The sequence below is a fragment of the Mesoplasma grammopterae ATCC 49580 genome, assembly GCF_000701525.1.
Lineage (GTDB): Bacteria > Bacillota_I > Bacilli_A > Mycoplasmatales > Mycoplasmataceae > Mesoplasma > Mesoplasma grammopterae.
This window is the reverse complement of the sequence record NZ_KL370789.1, coordinates 24,284-42,812: the sequence shown is the minus strand read 5'-3', so window position 1 is coordinate 42,812 and position 18,529 is coordinate 24,284. Positions and strand designations below refer to the sequence as shown.

Here is an 18,529-nt window from a genome sequence, read left to right as displayed (position 1 = left end):
CTATATTTTTATAATATTCAATTTTGATTTTTTCATCAATGAAATCATTAGCATGAGAACCATCTTTAATAATTTTTTAGCATAAATATTTCCAATAGTAATTATTATAATTGATCCAATAATTAAACATGCTGCACATATTAGTTCTATCATTCCTTGTTTTCTTAATGCATAATTAATAATTCAATCATTAGTTTGTGTGTCAATTTGATCAGTTACAGAATTAAAAAAATGAAAAAATCCAGGTATGAATAAAGCTATACCAATTATTGCAATTAAAGCGCCTATTCAAGTTCAATATTTATTCTTTTTATAATATATATTTATAACAACCTAAATGACTATACATAACTCTAGCACCAATAATTGTCAAACCAAAATTTGACATATGGTGATTATTTTGAGTTTGAGCAGAATTTACTTCTTTTTTTCTTAATTGATATGGTTTTATATCTAATTTACATAAATTGCATTTTGTCATTTTTCCCTTTCTGATAATAAATTATATTTATTTAATATTATAAAGTAAAAAAACCGAAATGAATATCACGGTTTTGTTTAAATATTTTATTTGTCTATTCTGCTTTCAGTAGCTTCATTATATCTATGTCCAACTAATTCAATAGTATCTAACATTTTTTTAATATTTTCTAATTCTTCTTTTGAAAACATTACATTTGTTCCTGAATTGTTTTCTTTAAGTCTTTCAATTTTTTTAGTTCCCGGAATTGGAACTATTCATGGTTTTTGCGCTAACAATCAACCTAAAGCAACAGCAGCTGGAGTTGTATTTTTTTGTTCAGCTAGTTCTTCAACATATTTAACTAGTTTAAAATTATTTTCTAAATATTCTGGTGTATTAAATCTTGGAACAGTATTTCTAAAATCACCTTCTGGGAAAATGTGACCAGGTTTAATGGTTCCTGTTAAGAACCCTCTTCCTAATGGAGAAAACGGTACAAATCCAATTCCTAATTCTTCTAAAGTTGGCATAACTTTTATTTCAGCTTCTCTTCAAAACATTGAGTATTCACTTTGTAAAGCGGTAACTGGACAAATTGCATGTGCTTTTCTAATAGTTTTAGCAGAAGCTTCACTTAATCCTCAGTGTTTAATTTTTCCTTGCTCCATCAATTCTTTCATTACTTGTGCAACTTCTTCAATTGGAGTGTTTGGATCAACTCTATGTTGATAGTATAAATCAATGTAATCAGTTTGCAATCTATTTAATGAACCCTCAATAGCTCTCATTATATTTTCTCTACTACTATCAACTCCAGTTATATTTCTACCATCAAATGAAAAACCAAATTTTGTTGCAATAACAACTTTATCACGTATATCTTTGAAAGCTTCTCCTAATAATTCTTCATTATCAAAAGGACCATAAACTTCAGCTGTATCAAAAAATGTTACACCCTGTTCATATGCTTCTCTTAAAAATTTAATTGCTTCTTCTTTTGTTGGAAATGGAGGTTGACTGTAGCTTAAACCCATGCAACCTAATCCCATTTCTGAAACAATTAAATCTTTTCCTAATGTTCTTGTTTTCATATTTTATCTCCTCTGAGTTTTGAACTCAATATCATCATATTTCATTAAACCTACTTTAATGCAAGCAAAAAATTAATTATTTTCATAAAGTTTCTTTTTATATTTAATATAGTCTAATTGTTCTTGCAAATCTTTCATCTTTTCAAGTACTAATTTTTCTTGTTCAATCATCATTTCTAACCTCTTTGCATAAGTGTTTTTGCCTTCTAAGGCTAAATCAATATATTCACTTATTTTATTTAAAGGCATTCCTGATTTTTTTAAACAAGATACAATTCTAACTCATTCTAATTTTTCTCTTTCTATATATCTGTAATTATTTTCATCTCTTTCAAAAAAAGGAAATAAACCTTTCTTATCGTAAAACCTTAATACATACTCTGGAATTGATAATTCTTTTGATATATCTTTTATGTATAACTTTTCCATAATGACCTCTTTTGTTCTATATTTATTATTTTAAAAGATTAAACCTACTTTAATGCAAGAAAAAATAAAAAAAATAGGTAAAAACCTATTTCAAATTAACCTACAATAGTTTCATCGTTAAAAACTGAATAAGTAACATCATAATCAAATTCTTGTTCTTCTTCAACAAAAGGAACATAAATTTCTTTTTCTGTAATTACATTATCTAATTTAACATCAAACTCATCAGCATCAATGCTTTCATTTGATAATTGAGTTGAAGCTGATAAACCAATTTTATATCCAATGTAATCATTTTCATTTAATCAACGATCATAAAATCCTTTACCCATACCAACTCTATTTAATTGTTTATCAAAAGCTACCAATGGAATAAACATAGTATTAATGTAGTTACCATTTTCTAATGTTGGACATGTTGATTTTGGTTGTAAAATGTTTAAAACCTTATTTTGTTCTAAATCAGTTTCTAAATTTGTAATTTTCTTAAATTCCATTTTGTTATCTTCAATAATTAATGGAACATAAACTTCTATTCCTTTTTTTAAACTTGTTTCAATAATGTTTAAAGTATTAGGTTCGTTCTCAGTTGAAAGATAAATGGCATATTTTTCTAAGTTATATCTATCTATATAATGATTAACTTTTCTTTCGATAATTTTATTAACTTCTTCTTTGTATGATTTTGATAAGAAAGATCTTGTTTTAAGAAATTTTTCTCTTATTTGATTCTTGTTGCTCATTGTTTCTCCTTTAAAATATAATTTATTATTACATAATATAATTATACATAAACAAACTATTCAATAATCTCATTTATGGCTTCAATTGCTAAATTAGCACATAATATGCGATTTTTTTGCTTATTAATGTTTTTAAAAACTACTAAATCTTCTAAAAGATCAATTTCAGATAGATCACCACTATTTAAAAAATTTTGATATTGATATATTATTTTTTTTGTATCCTCTAAAGACTTATTTTTTATTAAATTAAAGAAAATATCAGCACTAGATGTTGCAACCGCACATGCAGTTCCTTCAAAATTTATTTCTTTAAAAATATTATTCTCAACTAATATTTCAATTTTCATTTCATCTGCACAAGTTTGAGATTTAGCATCTTTAATAATTGCATTTGCAATATTTTTTAATCCCAAATTTTCAGGCTCAGTAAAATGTTTCATTAAAATTTTTCTTAATAAAATATCATCATTTATATCTATCATTTTTCTCCTTTAAAATAGCACATCTAAGAAGCTATTTGTATCTTTTAAAGCTTCTATAAATTGATCAATTTCAGCTTTATTATTATTGATTCCGAAACTAGCTCTAATGGCTATTTTTGTTCCAATAACACCTTCAATTCTTCTAGCACAATTAGCACCACCACGCACTAAAATATTGTATTTTTCATCTAAAAAATTAGTTATATCTTGCGGATTAACACCTTTAACATTAAATAGTATTATGGGTGATTTAGTATCTAAATTATAAAAAGTTATGTGATCATTTAAGTTATTTTCTTTAACTTTAATTTTAAAGTAATCTTTTAATGTTATTTCATGTTCCTCAATTTGATCTAAACCTATTAAGTTAATAAATTTAATTGATTCTATAACTCCTGCTATAGCACTTATATTTGGTGTTCCACCTTCTAATTTTTCTGGTAATGAAGATAAGGAATAATCAATTAAATTCTCTTCAATTTTCAAACTCATTCCACCACCATAAAACAATGGTTCTAATTGATTAAGTAATTCATATTTTCCATATAAACAACCAACACCAAATGGGCCATACATTTTGTGAAAAGATCAAGACATAAAATCAATATTTGAATCCATAACATCAGTTTTTGTGTGACCAATTGATTGTGCTGCATCAACATGAACAATTATATTGTTATTAAACTCTTTAATTACTTTAGTAATTAGTTTAACATCATTTTTAGCACCAACAGTATTATAAACACTAGCAAATGAAACTATTTTTGTTTTATCTGAGAACTGTAGTTTTAATGATTCATGATCAATTGTAAAGTCTTTATTTAACTTAACTTTTTTAACTTTTGCACCAACAGAATTTGCTAAAGCAATTCATGGCAATAAATTAGCTGAATGTTCTAATTCTGTAACCAAAATTTCATCATCTTTTTTTATTATTTTTTTAAGTCCGTTTGCTAATAGATTTATTGAATGGGTTGTTCCACTTGTAAATATTATTTCATTTGCTTTTTTAGCATTAATAAATTCTTGAGTTAACTGTCTAGCATTTTTAATTATTTCAAAAGCTTCAAATCCTTTTTTATAATCAACTGCATGAGGATTTGAGCCATTTTCACTCAAAAATTTCATTTCAGCCTCAATTACACTCTTAATTTTAAGACTAGTAGCTGAGCTATCAAAATAAATTAGATTGCTTTGTTTATCATAAAAAGGGAAATATTTTTTTAAGTCTTTCATCCATAAACCTACTTTTCTATCTTTGATATTATACTATTTTAGAATTAAAAGTTTGGTAATTTTATACGGTTTTGAGTTATAATATTATCAATGCTTATATTTATATAAAAATAAGTGTTAACAGAAACGATTTTCACAGGAGGAAAACAAAATGAAAAAACTACTATCACTAATTGGTGCTTTTACTTTAACAGCTAGTGCAACAAGTGTTTTAATTTCATGTTCTAATGATAAAGATGATGATAAATATGGAAATATATTTATCAACGATGATGGTGATTTTAAAATCACTACTGAAGACTTATTAAATTGATACAATGAAACTTATGGACGTTTAGGTAAAGACCCTCAAAAATTTTTAGTGCAATTCTATAATATTTTTGCAGTTGCCATTTATGAAGAAGCAAGTAAAGATAATAACATTTTTCAAGGTATAAGTTCTGAAAATAATCCTTATATGAATGAAGATGGAAAAGCATTTGCTGAAAGCTTAAAAACACAATATGGTAAGGAATCAAAAGCTACAAATACAATATATGGTCGTGCTAATACTGAAATGGAAAGAGCAAGAAAAGAATATCTTGACAATAAAAAACAAGGTACAAAAGCTTGAGTTAAATATTTAAAAGGACAATTCCCTTGAGTTACTGGTAATCAAGCAGCATTAGAAAATGCTTGAATATCAAACTATATCTTAACTGATTCAACTAACTCTGCTTATGCTAATCTTTCAAAAGCATTAGGCTTTGGAGCAACTGAGTCAACTTGAGCTAAAGGTTATTCAACAATCGAAGTAAATAGAACAACTATTTCAAATTTACTGTCAGTATTTTTAACTCAAAATGGAAATGTTGAAATAAATGATACTACTTTAAATCAATCAATTATTGAAGTAACAACAGAAGCTCAACAAGTTTCTATTATTAATTTAGTAAATGCTCTAGGTGGAAAAAATGCGTTTAAATCAAACACTTCTTCTAACTATGAAGGAACAACAGGCCCAGAAAGTACTGGTACAACCTTTAAAATTAAGTTTATTGAAAATACAAATGATGCTTTCTTAAAAGGTTTAACTTGAGGAACTTTTTTATCAGGAATTAGTAAGACTTTTGCTAATAATCCTACTGCAAATTTAGGTACCATTTCTGAAATTAATAATGCTGTTCCAAATATTTTTAGCTTTACAGCAGTTGAAGGTATCAGGTTAGATGAAGGTAAAAATGAAGATATTTTTAATGGTTTTTATAACTACAATGGTATTTCTTCTAGAACACTTAATAAAACACAAATCGTTTCTGTGGCACCTACATTAAATTCAACTAAAGATAACCAAAAAACAAATATCCTTTCAAATTCTCAAAGATTTTTAATAGATAACTATTTTGAAAATAAAAAACCTGTTGCAACTTCTGAAATTGTTTTAGATTTCTCAAAAATTAATAGTTCAGCAACTCCAGATATTAATAAAGAAATAAGTCCAGCTCAATTTATTAATACAGCAAACACAACTGACCAATTTATTAAATATTTTGAAGGATTTTATCAATTTTATAATGCTTATGTTTTAAATGAAGAATCTTCAGGCGAACAATCTTATAAAGCTACACAATCAACTAGTTCAGCAACTGGATTAACAGACTTTGAAACTTTTTATAGAGGAGCAAACAAAAATAATTTATGAAAATTAGGACAAAATCAAACTGACACTGGTATTATTTCATTTTTAACTGCAAAAAATAATGATAAGTTATTAACTTTGGACTATGACACTACTACTGGAACTTATTCAAATTTAGCTAAATATTCTGTTTATGATTTCTTAACTTCTGAACCTGAAGAATATAAACCTTCAACTGAAAGCGAGTGAGGACCAAAAACAACTAATATTGTAGGTGAGTGAGATATTTTCCATGGTAAAACAAGAGAACTTGATGGTGATGCTAAGTCAGGAATGAATCTGTTATTTAATCTTGTTAATGACTTAGGAAGACATGCTACAGATAGTACAGGTTCTAAAGAAGGAGCCGCTACGTCAAAACCTTATAAAGTTTTAAATGCGGAAGAAGGAATAATTGCATTTATTGATACTGATGGTTTACACTTTATGAAAATTGATGGGTATAGTCTTTTAAATCAAGAAGAAACAACTTTAAGTCAAAAAACTGAAACAAGTGTTGACCAAGAAAAACAACAGTCAATAGCTTATGATCTACTTTCAAACACTAATAAAGAATTAATTCCTTATTTACTAAATCCTAAAGTAGATTCAAGTGAAACTCCAGTTGATCCAAATCCTGAATTAAAAAATAAAATTATTGCTACTAATGGCGAAAGCGGTGGTGGTTCTACTACTACAGTTGAACCTGGAATTAATAACGATATTCAAAAGCAAGAAATCATTAACAACATGGGTACTGAATTTGGAAATGATTATAGTAAAATAATTAACTATTCTATTACAAATGACTACGAAAGATTTTTAGTTAATAATACAGTTGCCAAAGGAATATTATCAAGTGATGATGATAAATCAAAACTATTTTATAATTTTGATATTATAGCAGATGCTAAAGCAACTACTTCAACTTCTGAAAACTTTGGAATGTTAGGTCAATGATTATGAATATATTTAGATCAAATTTTAGGAACAAATAATGATTATACTAAATTATTTGGTATGTTCTTTGAAACTTCAGGTGAAGGTATTGATGAAAAAGCTGTTTATGAATTAATTAATGTTATTAGAAATCAACAAGACAAAGTTAATGGTGCTTCTATCACAAGCTTTATCAATAAAAATACAACATGAAATACATCAGTTGAAAATAATTATAAAAAACAAATAAAAGATTTACAAACTGATATATCTAAAAAATTTGTGCCCAAGGAAGGTTTAAAACTAACTAATGAAAGTGCTACAGCTATTGGAAAAAGTAATAATTGAAAAACTCAATTATCTTCTTCAACAAACACGCAATATATTTACAAAATATCAAATAAGTATTTTAACAATGAAATTATTGTTAATGGTTTAAACAAACATGAAGGAGGAGTTAAATAATGAAAAAATTATTAGCTATATTAGCAGCTATTGGTTTAACTGCTACAACTTCTTCAGTTGTAATTTCTTGTACAACTTCAGTTGACAGATTTTCAAAATTAAATTTTAGTGATAAAAAAATATATGAAACTTTTATTATAAAAATGAAAGATAGCGGTTTTATAAGTGTTTCACAAGCAGAAAAGTTTTTAAAAATTAGTGATGCTGAAATTATTGCTGATGTATTAAAAATATTAGATAAAAAAATTGCAGAAGAAGAATATAAAGGAACTAGTTCAACACTTGCATCTACCATGAAATTGAAAGAAAAAGATGTTACTGAAAATATTACTTCAACACTATTAAATGATTTAGCTACTAATAAATTTTTTAGTGAATATACAGCTAAAATTATTGAAAGTGAAGGCCTAGTTGATGATCAACAATATTCAAATAATCATTCTTTAAATCCTTTCAATTTATTTTCAGATGATGCTAAGATAACATATTCTATTTACTATAAACAAGATGACAATGCTAAACCTACTAGATGACAAGTTTTAGGTGAATTTGGTCAATTTGAATGAAATATACCAAGCATTGAAACTTTAAATGGAAAAGATAACTTCTTTATCGTTGGGTCAACTAATAATAAAAAAATAGAAAATTTTCCAACTACAACAAAAGTTTTAAACAAAGATACTTCAATAGCTGATGTAACAGGTAATTTTTTAGTTAAGAAATCTGAAACAGAAGATGGGTTTAGTGGTAAAGAAATTATGAAATATCGTTTCCAAAGTTATATAAATGCAAAAATTATTCCTGATCTTTATACTCAATTGATTAGTTTAGCTTATTTAGACAGTAATTTATATTCAACAAATTTAACAACAACTAACTATACAAGATCATTTGTTAGATTAAATACTTCAAACAAATTAGTTTCATCTGTTCAAAATTCATTAACTTCTGAAACTAAAAATTCAAATGTTAAATTAATTTGATCTTTTAAAGCTAGTGTTTCAACTGATGCTACACAATGAGTTAAATCATATAAGAAAAAATTAAATGAACCTAACGGTAGTGGAAATATAATTTTAGATTCTAATAGTATTGAAACTTTAAAAGACAATTTTAATCTTGCACCAGGAGCTGAAGGCAAATTAGAAAATGAAACAAAATTAGGTACTGATCCTTTCTCATTAGGATTAGTTGGATATAATGGTATTGCCAAAAATAATGATACAGGTATTGAAGCAATAAGTGGTTCATTAAGTATTTCAACAGACGCTCAAACAGCTGCCAAATCAATAGATAGACCAACATTACTAACAGGACCAAAAGATCAAGGTTTTGCAGTAGGTGATAATGGTGAAAGTGAAATCGTTTTAGTTTTACCTATATATCTAAATGATATTTATGATAACTCAAATGTAACTTTAAATGCTGTTAATAAAGAAGCAACACTTTCTATTCCAAGTGATACTTGAGTACCTCTTGGTGATAAATACAGTCCTTATGTAGATGATATGAAATTAATTTCAAATGCTAAAGGTGTTGATATTTTAAAAGATAAAAGTGGAAATCTTTATGTTAAAGCTACAACTGATAAAGGTTCATTCACTTTAGGTAATACAAGAACTATTAAAGTTAATGTTGTGAATAATGTTGATACCATGTTAGGTATTCATGAAACAATTAATAAAGAAGACTCAGCTTTTACAAGTGGATTTGATGCAGATCAACAAGCTAAAGTAAATGATACTGATAAAATTTTATACTCTGTTTTATGAGCAAGAAATGCTGATCCAAAAAGTGTTTACCAATTAAGTGAAGCTTGAAGCAATTCAGTTCAATCAAGCTCAGATATTAAAAATTTAACTGCAACTAATAAACAATTATTAATTTCTGAAATTGAAAATGGTTTAGTTGCAGGAGATACAGATTACACAACAGAAGCTAAAGAAGAACTTTATAGTAAATACATCATGGATGGTGATAATGTTCTATTCCAAGGTTTATACGATGAACTTGCAAAATATATTAAAGACGAAGATGGAAATACATCAGACTAATGAATGATTGTTTATTTTGTAAAATAATAAAGCAAGAAATTCCTTCGTATAAAATTTATGAGAATGAATATGTTTATGCATTCTTAGATATTCATCCTGTAACTGATGGACATGCATTGGTTATTCCAAAAGTACATGCTGAAAATTTATCAACAACACCTGATTTATATTTATCTGAAGTAAACAAAGCAAAAAAAGTTGTTGCTCAAATACTTCAAGAAAAATTAAAAGGTGTTAAAGGGTTTAACTATGTTTCTAATCAAGAAGCAATTGCTAAACAAGTGGTATTCCATTATCACGAACATATCTTACCTAAATTTAAAGAAGATGAAGGTTTCTTACACGATAAGAACGTGAATCTTAAATATGCAAGTTTAGAAGATGTTTTTAATGAAATAACAAAATAAAAGATGGCTTTAAAAGTCATCTTTTTTTTATTACTTTAATAACTTATTAAATTGACATAAAAAAATGTAACATAAGTTACATTACATTACTTTTTATGTTTATAAAACATTTTTCCATCTACACTAATGATTCTTGGTGTTCATGTTTTTAATTCAACTTTATTTAGTTCATCATTTATTTTAAATACTTTTGCATCTAGATCATCAAACATAGATAACATAAGAGCTTCAATAATAACTGGTTCAGTTGGTGAACCATATTCTTTTTTACCATGACTAGCAATAATCATATGTTGTAATAAAGTTAATGATTCATTAATGTTTCCTTGTTCATCTTTATATAAGTTTAACTCTTCAGCTATTTTATTTAATTCAGTGTTACCAATACTAATATGACCAATTATTTTACCTTGTAAACTATAATCAGTTCCTGTTGGATCTATAATTTCTATAACTTTACCTATATCATGTAAAATAGCTCCACAAATCAATAATTCTCAATCAATTGAAGCATAAGCATAACTTGGTTTTAAAGCTAAAGCATTTTTAACTAATGTAAAACTATGTCAGAATAAACCACCTTTTACATTATGATGAATTGACATTGCAGCTGGATAAGTTAAAAATTCTTTTTCATATTTTTTGATTAAACCAATTGTTAATTCTTTATATGTTTGATTTGTTAAGCTTTCAAGAATTGACATTAATTCTCCATAGTTTTTTTCGATATTAATTGGGGCTTCAATAAAAAAGTCTTTAACATCTAAACCATAGCTATTTAAATCATTCTCGCTAACAACACTGTAATCACTAACTTTAAGCTGTAATACGCCTCTAAATTCGTTAACAGCTGCATTTTTAAATAAAACAAAAGCATTTGGTTGTAACAATTGTTTATCTTCTTCAGTTACTGTTCATTTTCTAGCTTCAATTCTACCAGTTTTATCTGATAAATTTAAAATGATGTAAGATGAACCATTAGTAGCTGTTGAAATAATAACTTTTTCAATTCTAACAACTAAATCAGTTGAAGAAATTGTATTGTTTAATTCATTTATTTTTCTCATATGTAACTCCTTATTTATTATTTTACCTTATTTAGACCAATCAATTGGTTCTAAAGAGTTATTAACTAAAATTGTATTTATTGTTGAGAAAGGTTTTGAATTTTTAAAACCTTTCAAATAACTAAATGGTGATGGGTGAGCAGAGTTAATTACATTATTTGCTTTATGCTCTAAATTTTCATAAACCTTTTTAGCATAATTTCCTCATAAACAATAAACAATGTTTGGATTCTGTTTATTTAGATTAACCAATATATCACTAACTATTTCTTGTCAACCTAATTTTGAGTGGCTTTCAGGTTGATTTTCAATTACAGTTCAACAAGTATTAATTAATAAAACGCCTTGTTTAACCCAATTGCTTAAATCATTATTATCATAATGTTTGATACCTAAGTCATTTTCTAATTCTTTAAAAATATTAATTAGACTTTTGGGTGTTTTGATATCATTACTTGCACTAAAAGCTATTCCATTAGCTTGTTTAGGATTATGATACGGGTCTTGACCAATTATTACTACTTTGATTTCATCTGGTGAGATTAAATCAAATAATCTTAAGCAGTCTTCTTTTGAGGGATAAATTTTTTCATTTGTTTTATATGCTAACTCGATTGTATCTTCAATTCTTTTTGAAAGATCATCATTTGTTAATAAACTATTTCATTTCTTATTCATTGCTTTCACCTATCTTTGCAAAATTATTAATACCCTTTATGAATCTTCTTATTTCTCTTTCTGATTCATCAAATGAATAGAACTCTGATTTAGCATTTTTATTTTGTTGATCTAAAATTCCTAAATTACATTTCATTGGTTTTAATTTATCATGCTTTGGATTAGTTATATAGAAATTAAGAGCTCCTAACATAGATTTTCTTGATGGCTGTTCAATTTTTATATTGTTTAAATATGCTAAGACATTGATTGCAGTAAGAATACCACTACTTGCAGATTCAATATAACCTTCAACCCCAGTTATTTGACCTGCAAAGAAAATGTTTTTATTTCTTTTGACTTGTAGTGATCTATTAAGTAACTTAGGAGAATTAATATAATAATTTTTATGCATAACTCCAAATCTAACAATATTTAAATTTTCAAGACCAGGTAATGTCTGTAAAATTCTTTTTTGTTCAGGTCATTTAATATTAGTTTGAAAACCTACAAAATTATAAAGTGAATCAATTGCATCATCTTGGCGTAATTGAACAACAGCAAAAGGTGTATTTCCATTTTCATCAATTAAATTATTTGGTGATAGTGGTCCATTTAATAATACTTTTTTACTTGTTTTTGCTATTTGTTCAATTGGTTGACATCCTTTGAAATATATTTCTTTCTCAAATGATTTTAATTTAATAGTTTCAGCATTCTTTAATTCTTCAACAAATGCATTAAATTGCTCTTCATTAAGTGGCATACATATATATTGACCATCTTTAGCATCATTATGTCTACTTGCTCAATATACCTTGTTAAAATCGATACTATCCTTTGTAATAATAGGCGCTGAAGCATCTAAAAAGAACAATTTTTCATTACCAGTCATTAATTCAATATTTTTACCTAATTTATCTGTTGTCAACGGACCTGAGGCTATAATAGTTACTTTTGTATAATCAATTTCAGAAACTTCTTGTTCAATTAAATTTATATTTTTATGATTCTTAATTTTACCAGTAATATATTTGCTAAAACCAAAACGATCTACACTCAATGCATCATCACCTGGTATCTCATTTTCTAATGCAGCTTTAAGAACTAATGAATTTAATAACTTCATTTCATTTTTTAAAATCCCTGCAGCATTTTTCTTTGATTTACTTCTTAAGGTATTTGAACAAACCAATTCTCCTAAATCATTAGTTTTTTGAATATCGTTTTTCATTAAAGACTTAACTTCAAATAAGTTTACTTTAACTCCATTGTTAGCTAATAAATAAGCAGCTTCGCAACCAGCTAATCCTGCACCAATAATATTTACTTCTTTTTGCATTATTAAACCTCTTGCTTCTATATAAAATTATAAGTTAAAACAAGAAAAAAACCATCTTTAAGATGGTTTAAATAGTTTATTATCAAACTTTAATTCTTTCTTCTTCTGGTTTATACATTCCATCACCAAGTTTAGTTTCATAAACTTCATGGAATTCATTCATGTTTACTAACACACCATTACATCTGAATTCTTCAGGTGAATGCGGGTCAACTAATAGTCTTGTGTTTTTTTGTTCATCAGTTGCTTTTCTTCTTCAAACTAATGCATAATTTGTAAAGAAATCTTTTAAATCATTAGGGCTTTGAGCCTTACATATGTCTAATGCAGCAGCAACTCCACTTAAATCACCAATGTTTTCACCAAGTGTTAATTTTCCATTAACGTTTGAGCCATTTATTTGATATTCATTGTATTGATCAACAACTTTTTGAGTTCTTAGTTTATATTGTTTATTATCTGTTTCAGTTCATCAGTTTTCAAAGTTACCATCTTTATCAAATTTACTTCCTTCATCATCAAAACCATGACTAACTTCATGTCCAATAACAGCACCAATTCCGCCAAGGTTAGCAGCATGTGATTGATTTACATCATAAAATGGTTTTTGTAAAATCCCAGCGGGGAAACAGATTTCATTTGATGTTGGATTGTAATATGCATTTACGGTTTGTGCATCCATATATCATTTTGTTTTATCAACAGGTAAATTAATTTCTTTTAATTCTTTTTTAATATAGTGTTTAGCTAAACTTTGCATATTATCGAATAAACTTCCGCCTTCTTCATAACTAAGGATTTCAACATCACTAAGATCTTCTCATTTATCTGGATAACCAATTTTAATAGTGAATGAATTTAATTTTTCAATAGCTTTTGTTTTTGTTTCATCTGACATTCAATCTAATGTATTAATTCTATTTTCATAAACTTTCAATAGATCATTAACCATTTTTAAAACATCTTTTTTAGCATCTTCAGAAAAATGAAGTTTTACATATTCTTTTGAAATTAATTCTCCAAGAGTACCATCAACAAATTCAACTACTCTATCTTCAATCGGTTTCATTTTTTTAACACCGCTAAATACTGATCCATACTTGAAGCCATTTTCATATAAATCAATTGTTAACATTCTTGAGTAAGAACTAGTAACTTTATATGACATAATATCTTTTAAATCATCTAAACTTATTTCTTCAATCATTTGATTTAATTTTTCAAAATATTTAGGTTCAGTTAAAATAATTTTTGATGCTTTGTCATAACCAGTTTTATTTAAATATTCTGTTCAATTTACAATTGGACATATATCGTTTAATTCTTTAATTGTCACTACATTATAAATATTTTCAGGTTCACGTAATTCTTCTTGTTTAAACATTGATTTTGATATTTTTTCTTCAAAACTATAAATTAAATTAAAAATATCTTTTGTGTTTAATCTTAAACCTGAAAGTTTTACTAAGTTTTCAATGTAATTTTTATAAGCATTTTTAATTTCTTCATGTCTTGGGTGAGTTGTTTCATAGAAATCTCTATCTGACATTCCTAAACCCATTGAATCAATCATTAAAGCTCTTAAATTGCTATCTTTAAAATCTGAATCTACGCCTTTTGAGTGGAAAAAAGAAATCCCTCAATCCTGGAATAATTCAACAAATAAACTTGTCATTTCTTTTTTATCAGTTAACCCGTTTATTTTGTTTAAGATTGGTTGAATAGGTTTTATGCCTTGTTCATTTCTTGCTTTATCATTTAAATAATTTGATCTAAGGTTAGCTATCATTTTGCTATCTCTATCTAATTTAGTTGCATTAACAAGTTCATTAATAATTGCTTTAATATCGTCTGTTGATTTTTTTTGAAGCATTTCAAAACTTCCTCATGATGCATATCCATCTGGTAATTCATTATTATCTATTCATTCTTTATTTACTGAATCATAGAAATTATCTTGTGGTCTAATTTTTGTCATATAATCTCTCCTTTTATTAGTTATTATTTTATAACAAAAAAATCACTTTTAAAAAGTGATTTGTTTTTATTTTTTAATTGTTTGAACTTTATCCAATTGTTCTCATGTAAATTCATCTTTTCCAAAGTGTCCATAAGTTGCAGTTTTTAAGAATGTTGGTTTTCTTAAATCTAATTTTTTAATGATTTCATTTACTGAAAAATCAAAATTTTCATTCAATGCTTTTGCAATAACTTCTTTGCTAACTTTTTCTGTTCCAAATGTTTCAATAAAAATTGAAACTGGTTCTGGTTTACCAATTGCATATGAAACTTGAATTTCAATTTTATCAGCTAATCCTGATGCAACTAAATTTTTAGCAGCATATCTAGCCATATAAGCAGCACTTCTATCAACTTTTGTTGCATCTTTACCTGAAAAGGCTCCACCACCATGACGTGAGTATCCACCATAAGTATCAACAATAATTTTTCTACCTGTTAATCCAGTATCACCTTGTGGTCCACCAATAACAAATCTTCCTGTTGGATTGATTAAAACTTTAAAATCAGTATTCAATTCAAATTCTTTTGCAACAACATCCATTATTTCAGATTTTATGAATTTTTTAAATTCTTCTTCAATCATTTCATCATCATGTTGAATTGACATTAAGATTGTATCAATCTTAGGATTTGACTCATCAGTATAATCAATTGTTACTTGAGACTTCATGTCTGGTCTTGCTCATTTGAATTTTCCTTCTTTTCTTAACTTTGATGCTAAATAAACTAATTCATGTGAAATAGTAATAGCTAATGGTAAGAATGTTTTAGATTCATTTGTTGCATATCCAAACATAATTCCTTGATCACCAGCTCCAATAACTTCAGTATCTAAATCGATTCCTAAAGCAATATCAGCTGATTGTTGTTCAACTCTAATATCAATCTTACAAGTGTCAGCATTGATACCATATGCATCGTTGTTGTATCCTATTTTTCTTAATACATCACGTGCAATTTTTTCATAATCAACAGAAGCAGTTGTAGTTATCTGCCCTCCGATTAATAAATAGTTTGTGGTAGCGAATGTTTCGCAGGCTACCTTAGCGTTTGGGTCTTGTTTCAGAACTTCATCCAATATCGCATCAGATATCTGATCACATATTTTGTCTGGATGTCCTTCTGAAACACTTTCGCTAGTAAATAATTTTCTCATTTTTCCATTTTCCCTTCTGCGATATCAATATAAATTATACTAAATCCGTTTAAAAATCTGAAACAAAAAAGCAAATAATTTGCTTTTAAATACTTATTCTTTTAATGTTTGTAGCTTTGTTAGATTTTTCATCAATTTCAATGATTACTCCATTAAGTTTTGCCTTACCTTTAGCAGGTTGAAAACGTTTAACTAAACCTGTTTTTTGCTTATAAATAGCATCGCTTGCTTCTATACCAATAACAGAATCAATAACCCCACTCATGCCTAAGTCTGTAATAAATGCTGTACCTTTTGGAAGTATTCTTTCGTCTGCTGTTTGAACATGTGTATGTGTCCCAACAAATCCTGTTATGATACCATCATAATTTAAAGCAAAAGCTATTTTTTCAGCTGTTGTTTCAGCGTGAAAATCAACAAGTAATATATCATAGGCTATTTTTAAACCTAAGAAATCTTCCATAGTTTCATAAACACTGTTTGAAGGATCCATAAAATTATTTCCCATTAAATTCAAAACACAAATTTTTTTATTATTTTTTTCAAGAACTACATAACCATTTCCAGGTGTCTTATACATGTTCATTGGTTTTAAAAGATCAGGAGTATTTTGAATGTAATCTAAAACTTCTGGATTTTTAAAAATATGATTTCCACTTGTTATAACATCAACATGATTCTCTTTATAAAAGTTGTAGTGTTCTTTTGAAATTGATTTACCATGAGTTGTGTTTTCACCATTAACAACAACAAAGTCTATTTGATTGTCATTTATTAATTTTTCAATGTTTTGTTTAAAAACGTCTCTTCCTGGTTTGGCAAAGACATCTCCTATCATTAGTACTTTCATTAAATGACCTCTTCTATTTTTTTAATTAAATTTAAAACTTCTTCGTTTTTTGAATTTTTATTTTCTTCTAGCAATTCATTCATTAATATTTTTTTGTGATTTAACTGCAATTTATCTTCTAAGTCATTTAAAGACTTAATAATTTTGTTAATTGCATCATGAGCTGCTGCTTTTGATATTTCTAATTGATCTGCAATCTCTTGAAAACTCAAATCTTCTTCAAAATAAAGTTCAAAATATTCAATCTGTTTTTGAGTTAACATATTTTTGTATAAATAAAATAAAGAAGATAATTCTAAAGTTTTCTCTAAAGTTATTTTACTCATCGTCTTCTTCCTTATCTTCCATAAATCCAACGACTAAACTATAAACATATTGATCAACATCAAATTTTTCAATGTCATCAACTTGTTCTCCAACACCAACTAATTTTACTGGTATATTTAATTGATCTTTAATTGATAAGGCAATACCACCTTTACTTGTTCCATCCATTTTTGTTAAAACAATTCCAGTTACATCTGCAACTTCATTAAATTCTTGAGCCTGCATAACACCATTTTGCCCAGTTGTTGCATCAATTACTAATAATAGTTCATGAGGAGCTTTTTTATCAAACTTATGAACTATTTGATACATTTTTTCTAACTCTTTCATTAAGTTTATTTTGTTTTGCAGTCTACCAGCAGTATCTATTAATAATAAGTCATAATTTTCAGCTTTTGCTTTTTCAAGTGCATCAAACACAACACTAGCTGGATCTTGATTTTGTTTTTTACCTTTTACTAGATCAACTTTATTATCAAGTCTTTTATCAACTCATTCTTCTAATTGCTCAATAGCACCAGCTCTAAATGTATCTGCTGCTGCAATAAGAACTTTCTTATTTTGTTCTGCATAGTAATTAGCTATCTTTGACAATGAAGTTGTTTTACCAGTTCCGTTTACACCAATAACCATAAAGACATTTAATCTTTCATCTTCAAAATTTAGCTCTTCAACTTTTTTAGAACCATCAGTATAAATATCATAAATTTCTTCTGCTAATATTTCTCTAAATTCATTTGCTTCAGAAGTATTTTTAACTTTTCTTCTTATATTATTTGAAATTTTTAAAACCATTTTCATTCCCATGTCTGTTTTAATTAATACTTCTTCAAGTTCATCAAAAAAATCATCATCCATTTTTTTGTATTTTTTAGAAAGTTTTTTAATATCTTTTGAGAAATCTAAAGCTGATTTGGCAATGGCTTTTTCTGCTTTTTCTTTTTTAGCTTTTTGTTTTTGCTTTTTGGCTACTTCTTTTTCTGTTGGTTGTTTATTTTCAATAACAGTTTCAGATTTAATAACTTTGTCTTCATTAACTTTTTTTTCTGTTTGATTACCAGATATCTTATCTTTTAATTTATTTCAAAAACCCATGATATACCTTCTGTCTACTATTTATTATTTTATCAAATTATCAT

17 protein-coding genes are annotated in these 18,529 nt (G+C 26.7%); 3 read left to right on the top strand and 14 right to left on the bottom strand.

Annotation, left to right across the window (positions count from 1 at the left end):
- Positions 1-310 precede the first annotated feature (310 nt).
- The 6 genes from T314_RS04035 to T314_RS0102920 all read right to left on the bottom strand — a co-directional run bounded on the left by T314_RS04035 (position 311) and on the right by T314_RS0102920 (position 4,447).
- A complete protein-coding gene (locus T314_RS04035) occupies positions 311-481 on the bottom strand; it encodes a hypothetical protein (protein ID WP_167321185.1) in 171 nt (56 codons plus the stop codon).
- Positions 482-567: 86 nt separating this feature from the next.
- The gene (locus tag T314_RS0102940; RefSeq protein WP_029512114.1) at positions 568-1,554 is read right to left on the bottom strand and encodes an aldo/keto reductase; all 987 of its coding nucleotides are present in this window, start codon (positions 1,552-1,554) and stop codon (positions 568-570) included.
- Positions 1,555-1,626: 72 nt separating this feature from the next.
- On the bottom strand, positions 1,627-1,983 hold the full coding sequence (locus T314_RS0102935) for a MerR family transcriptional regulator (protein ID WP_051612896.1): 357 nt from the start codon (positions 1,981-1,983) through the stop codon (positions 1,627-1,629).
- 95 nt (positions 1,984-2,078) lie between these two features.
- Positions 2,079-2,726 carry a 5-formyltetrahydrofolate cyclo-ligase gene (locus tag T314_RS0102930; RefSeq protein ID WP_051612895.1) on the bottom strand — a complete coding sequence of 216 codons (648 nt, stop codon included), beginning with the start codon at positions 2,724-2,726 and terminating at the stop codon, positions 2,079-2,081.
- A 56-nt stretch (positions 2,727-2,782) separates the two neighbouring features.
- Positions 2,783-3,211, bottom strand: coding sequence for an iron-sulfur cluster assembly scaffold protein (locus tag T314_RS0102925; protein WP_029512111.1), 429 nt, complete (start codon positions 3,209-3,211; stop codon positions 2,783-2,785).
- A gap of 9 nt (positions 3,212-3,220) precedes the next feature.
- A complete protein-coding gene (locus T314_RS0102920) occupies positions 3,221-4,447 on the bottom strand; it encodes an aminotransferase class V-fold PLP-dependent enzyme (protein ID WP_029512110.1) in 1,227 nt (408 codons plus the stop codon).
- A 151-nt stretch (positions 4,448-4,598) separates the two neighbouring features.
- Here T314_RS0102920 and T314_RS0102915 point away from each other — a divergent pair, with 151 nt between their 5' ends.
- The 3 genes from T314_RS0102915 to T314_RS0102905 are packed head-to-tail and all read left to right on the top strand — an operon-like array spanning position 4,599 to position 9,969.
- Positions 4,599-7,508 carry a lipoprotein gene (locus T314_RS0102915; RefSeq protein ID WP_029512109.1) on the top strand — a complete coding sequence of 970 codons (2,910 nt, stop codon included), beginning with the start codon at positions 4,599-4,601 and terminating at the stop codon, positions 7,506-7,508.
- Complete coding sequence (locus T314_RS0102910) at positions 7,508-9,562, top strand: lipoprotein (protein ID WP_029512108.1); 2,055 nt, start codon at positions 7,508-7,510, stop codon at positions 9,560-9,562. The genes T314_RS0102915 and T314_RS0102910 overlap by 1 nt, the downstream gene beginning before the upstream one ends.
- On the top strand, positions 9,562-9,969 hold the full coding sequence (locus T314_RS0102905) for an HIT family protein (protein WP_029512107.1): 408 nt from the start codon (positions 9,562-9,564) through the stop codon (positions 9,967-9,969). Before T314_RS0102910 ends, T314_RS0102905 begins: the two co-directional genes overlap by 1 nt.
- Before the next feature lie 86 nt (positions 9,970-10,055).
- Here T314_RS0102905 and T314_RS0102900 read toward each other — a convergent pair whose 3' ends face one another.
- From T314_RS0102900 to ftsY, 8 genes are all read right to left on the bottom strand, one after another.
- The gene (locus T314_RS0102900; RefSeq protein WP_029512106.1) at positions 10,056-11,036 is read right to left on the bottom strand and encodes a 3'-5' exoribonuclease YhaM family protein; all 981 of its coding nucleotides are present in this window, start codon (positions 11,034-11,036) and stop codon (positions 10,056-10,058) included.
- A gap of 27 nt (positions 11,037-11,063) precedes the next feature.
- The gene (locus tag T314_RS0102895) at positions 11,064-11,714 is read right to left on the bottom strand and encodes a uracil-DNA glycosylase (protein WP_029512105.1); all 651 of its coding nucleotides are present in this window, start codon (positions 11,712-11,714) and stop codon (positions 11,064-11,066) included.
- The gene (gene trmFO, locus T314_RS0102890) at positions 11,707-13,035 is read right to left on the bottom strand and encodes a methylenetetrahydrofolate--tRNA-(uracil(54)-C(5))-methyltransferase (FADH(2)-oxidizing) TrmFO (protein ID WP_029512104.1); all 1,329 of its coding nucleotides are present in this window, start codon (positions 13,033-13,035) and stop codon (positions 11,707-11,709) included. Before trmFO ends, T314_RS0102895 begins: the two co-directional genes overlap by 8 nt.
- Positions 13,036-13,114: 79 nt before the next feature.
- Entirely contained in the window at positions 13,115-15,013 is a 1,899-nt protein-coding gene (locus T314_RS0102885) for a M13 family metallopeptidase (protein WP_051612894.1), read from the bottom strand.
- Positions 15,014-15,079: 66 nt separating this feature from the next.
- A complete protein-coding gene (metK, locus tag T314_RS0102880) occupies positions 15,080-16,213 on the bottom strand; it encodes a methionine adenosyltransferase (RefSeq protein ID WP_029512102.1) in 1,134 nt (377 codons plus the stop codon).
- 85 nt (positions 16,214-16,298) lie between these two features.
- Entirely contained in the window at positions 16,299-17,063 is a 765-nt protein-coding gene (locus T314_RS0102875; RefSeq protein ID WP_029512101.1) for a TIGR00282 family metallophosphoesterase, read from the bottom strand.
- Complete coding sequence (gene ylxM, locus T314_RS0102870) at positions 17,063-17,389, bottom strand: YlxM family DNA-binding protein (RefSeq protein WP_029512100.1); 327 nt, start codon at positions 17,387-17,389, stop codon at positions 17,063-17,065. Before ylxM ends, T314_RS0102875 begins: the two co-directional genes overlap by 1 nt.
- Positions 17,382-18,485: a signal recognition particle-docking protein FtsY gene (gene ftsY / locus T314_RS0102865; protein WP_029512099.1), complete on the bottom strand. Its 1,104-nt coding sequence runs from the start codon at positions 18,483-18,485 to the stop codon at positions 17,382-17,384. The genes ylxM and ftsY overlap by 8 nt, the downstream gene beginning before the upstream one ends.
- Positions 18,486-18,529: the final 44 nt, after the last annotated feature.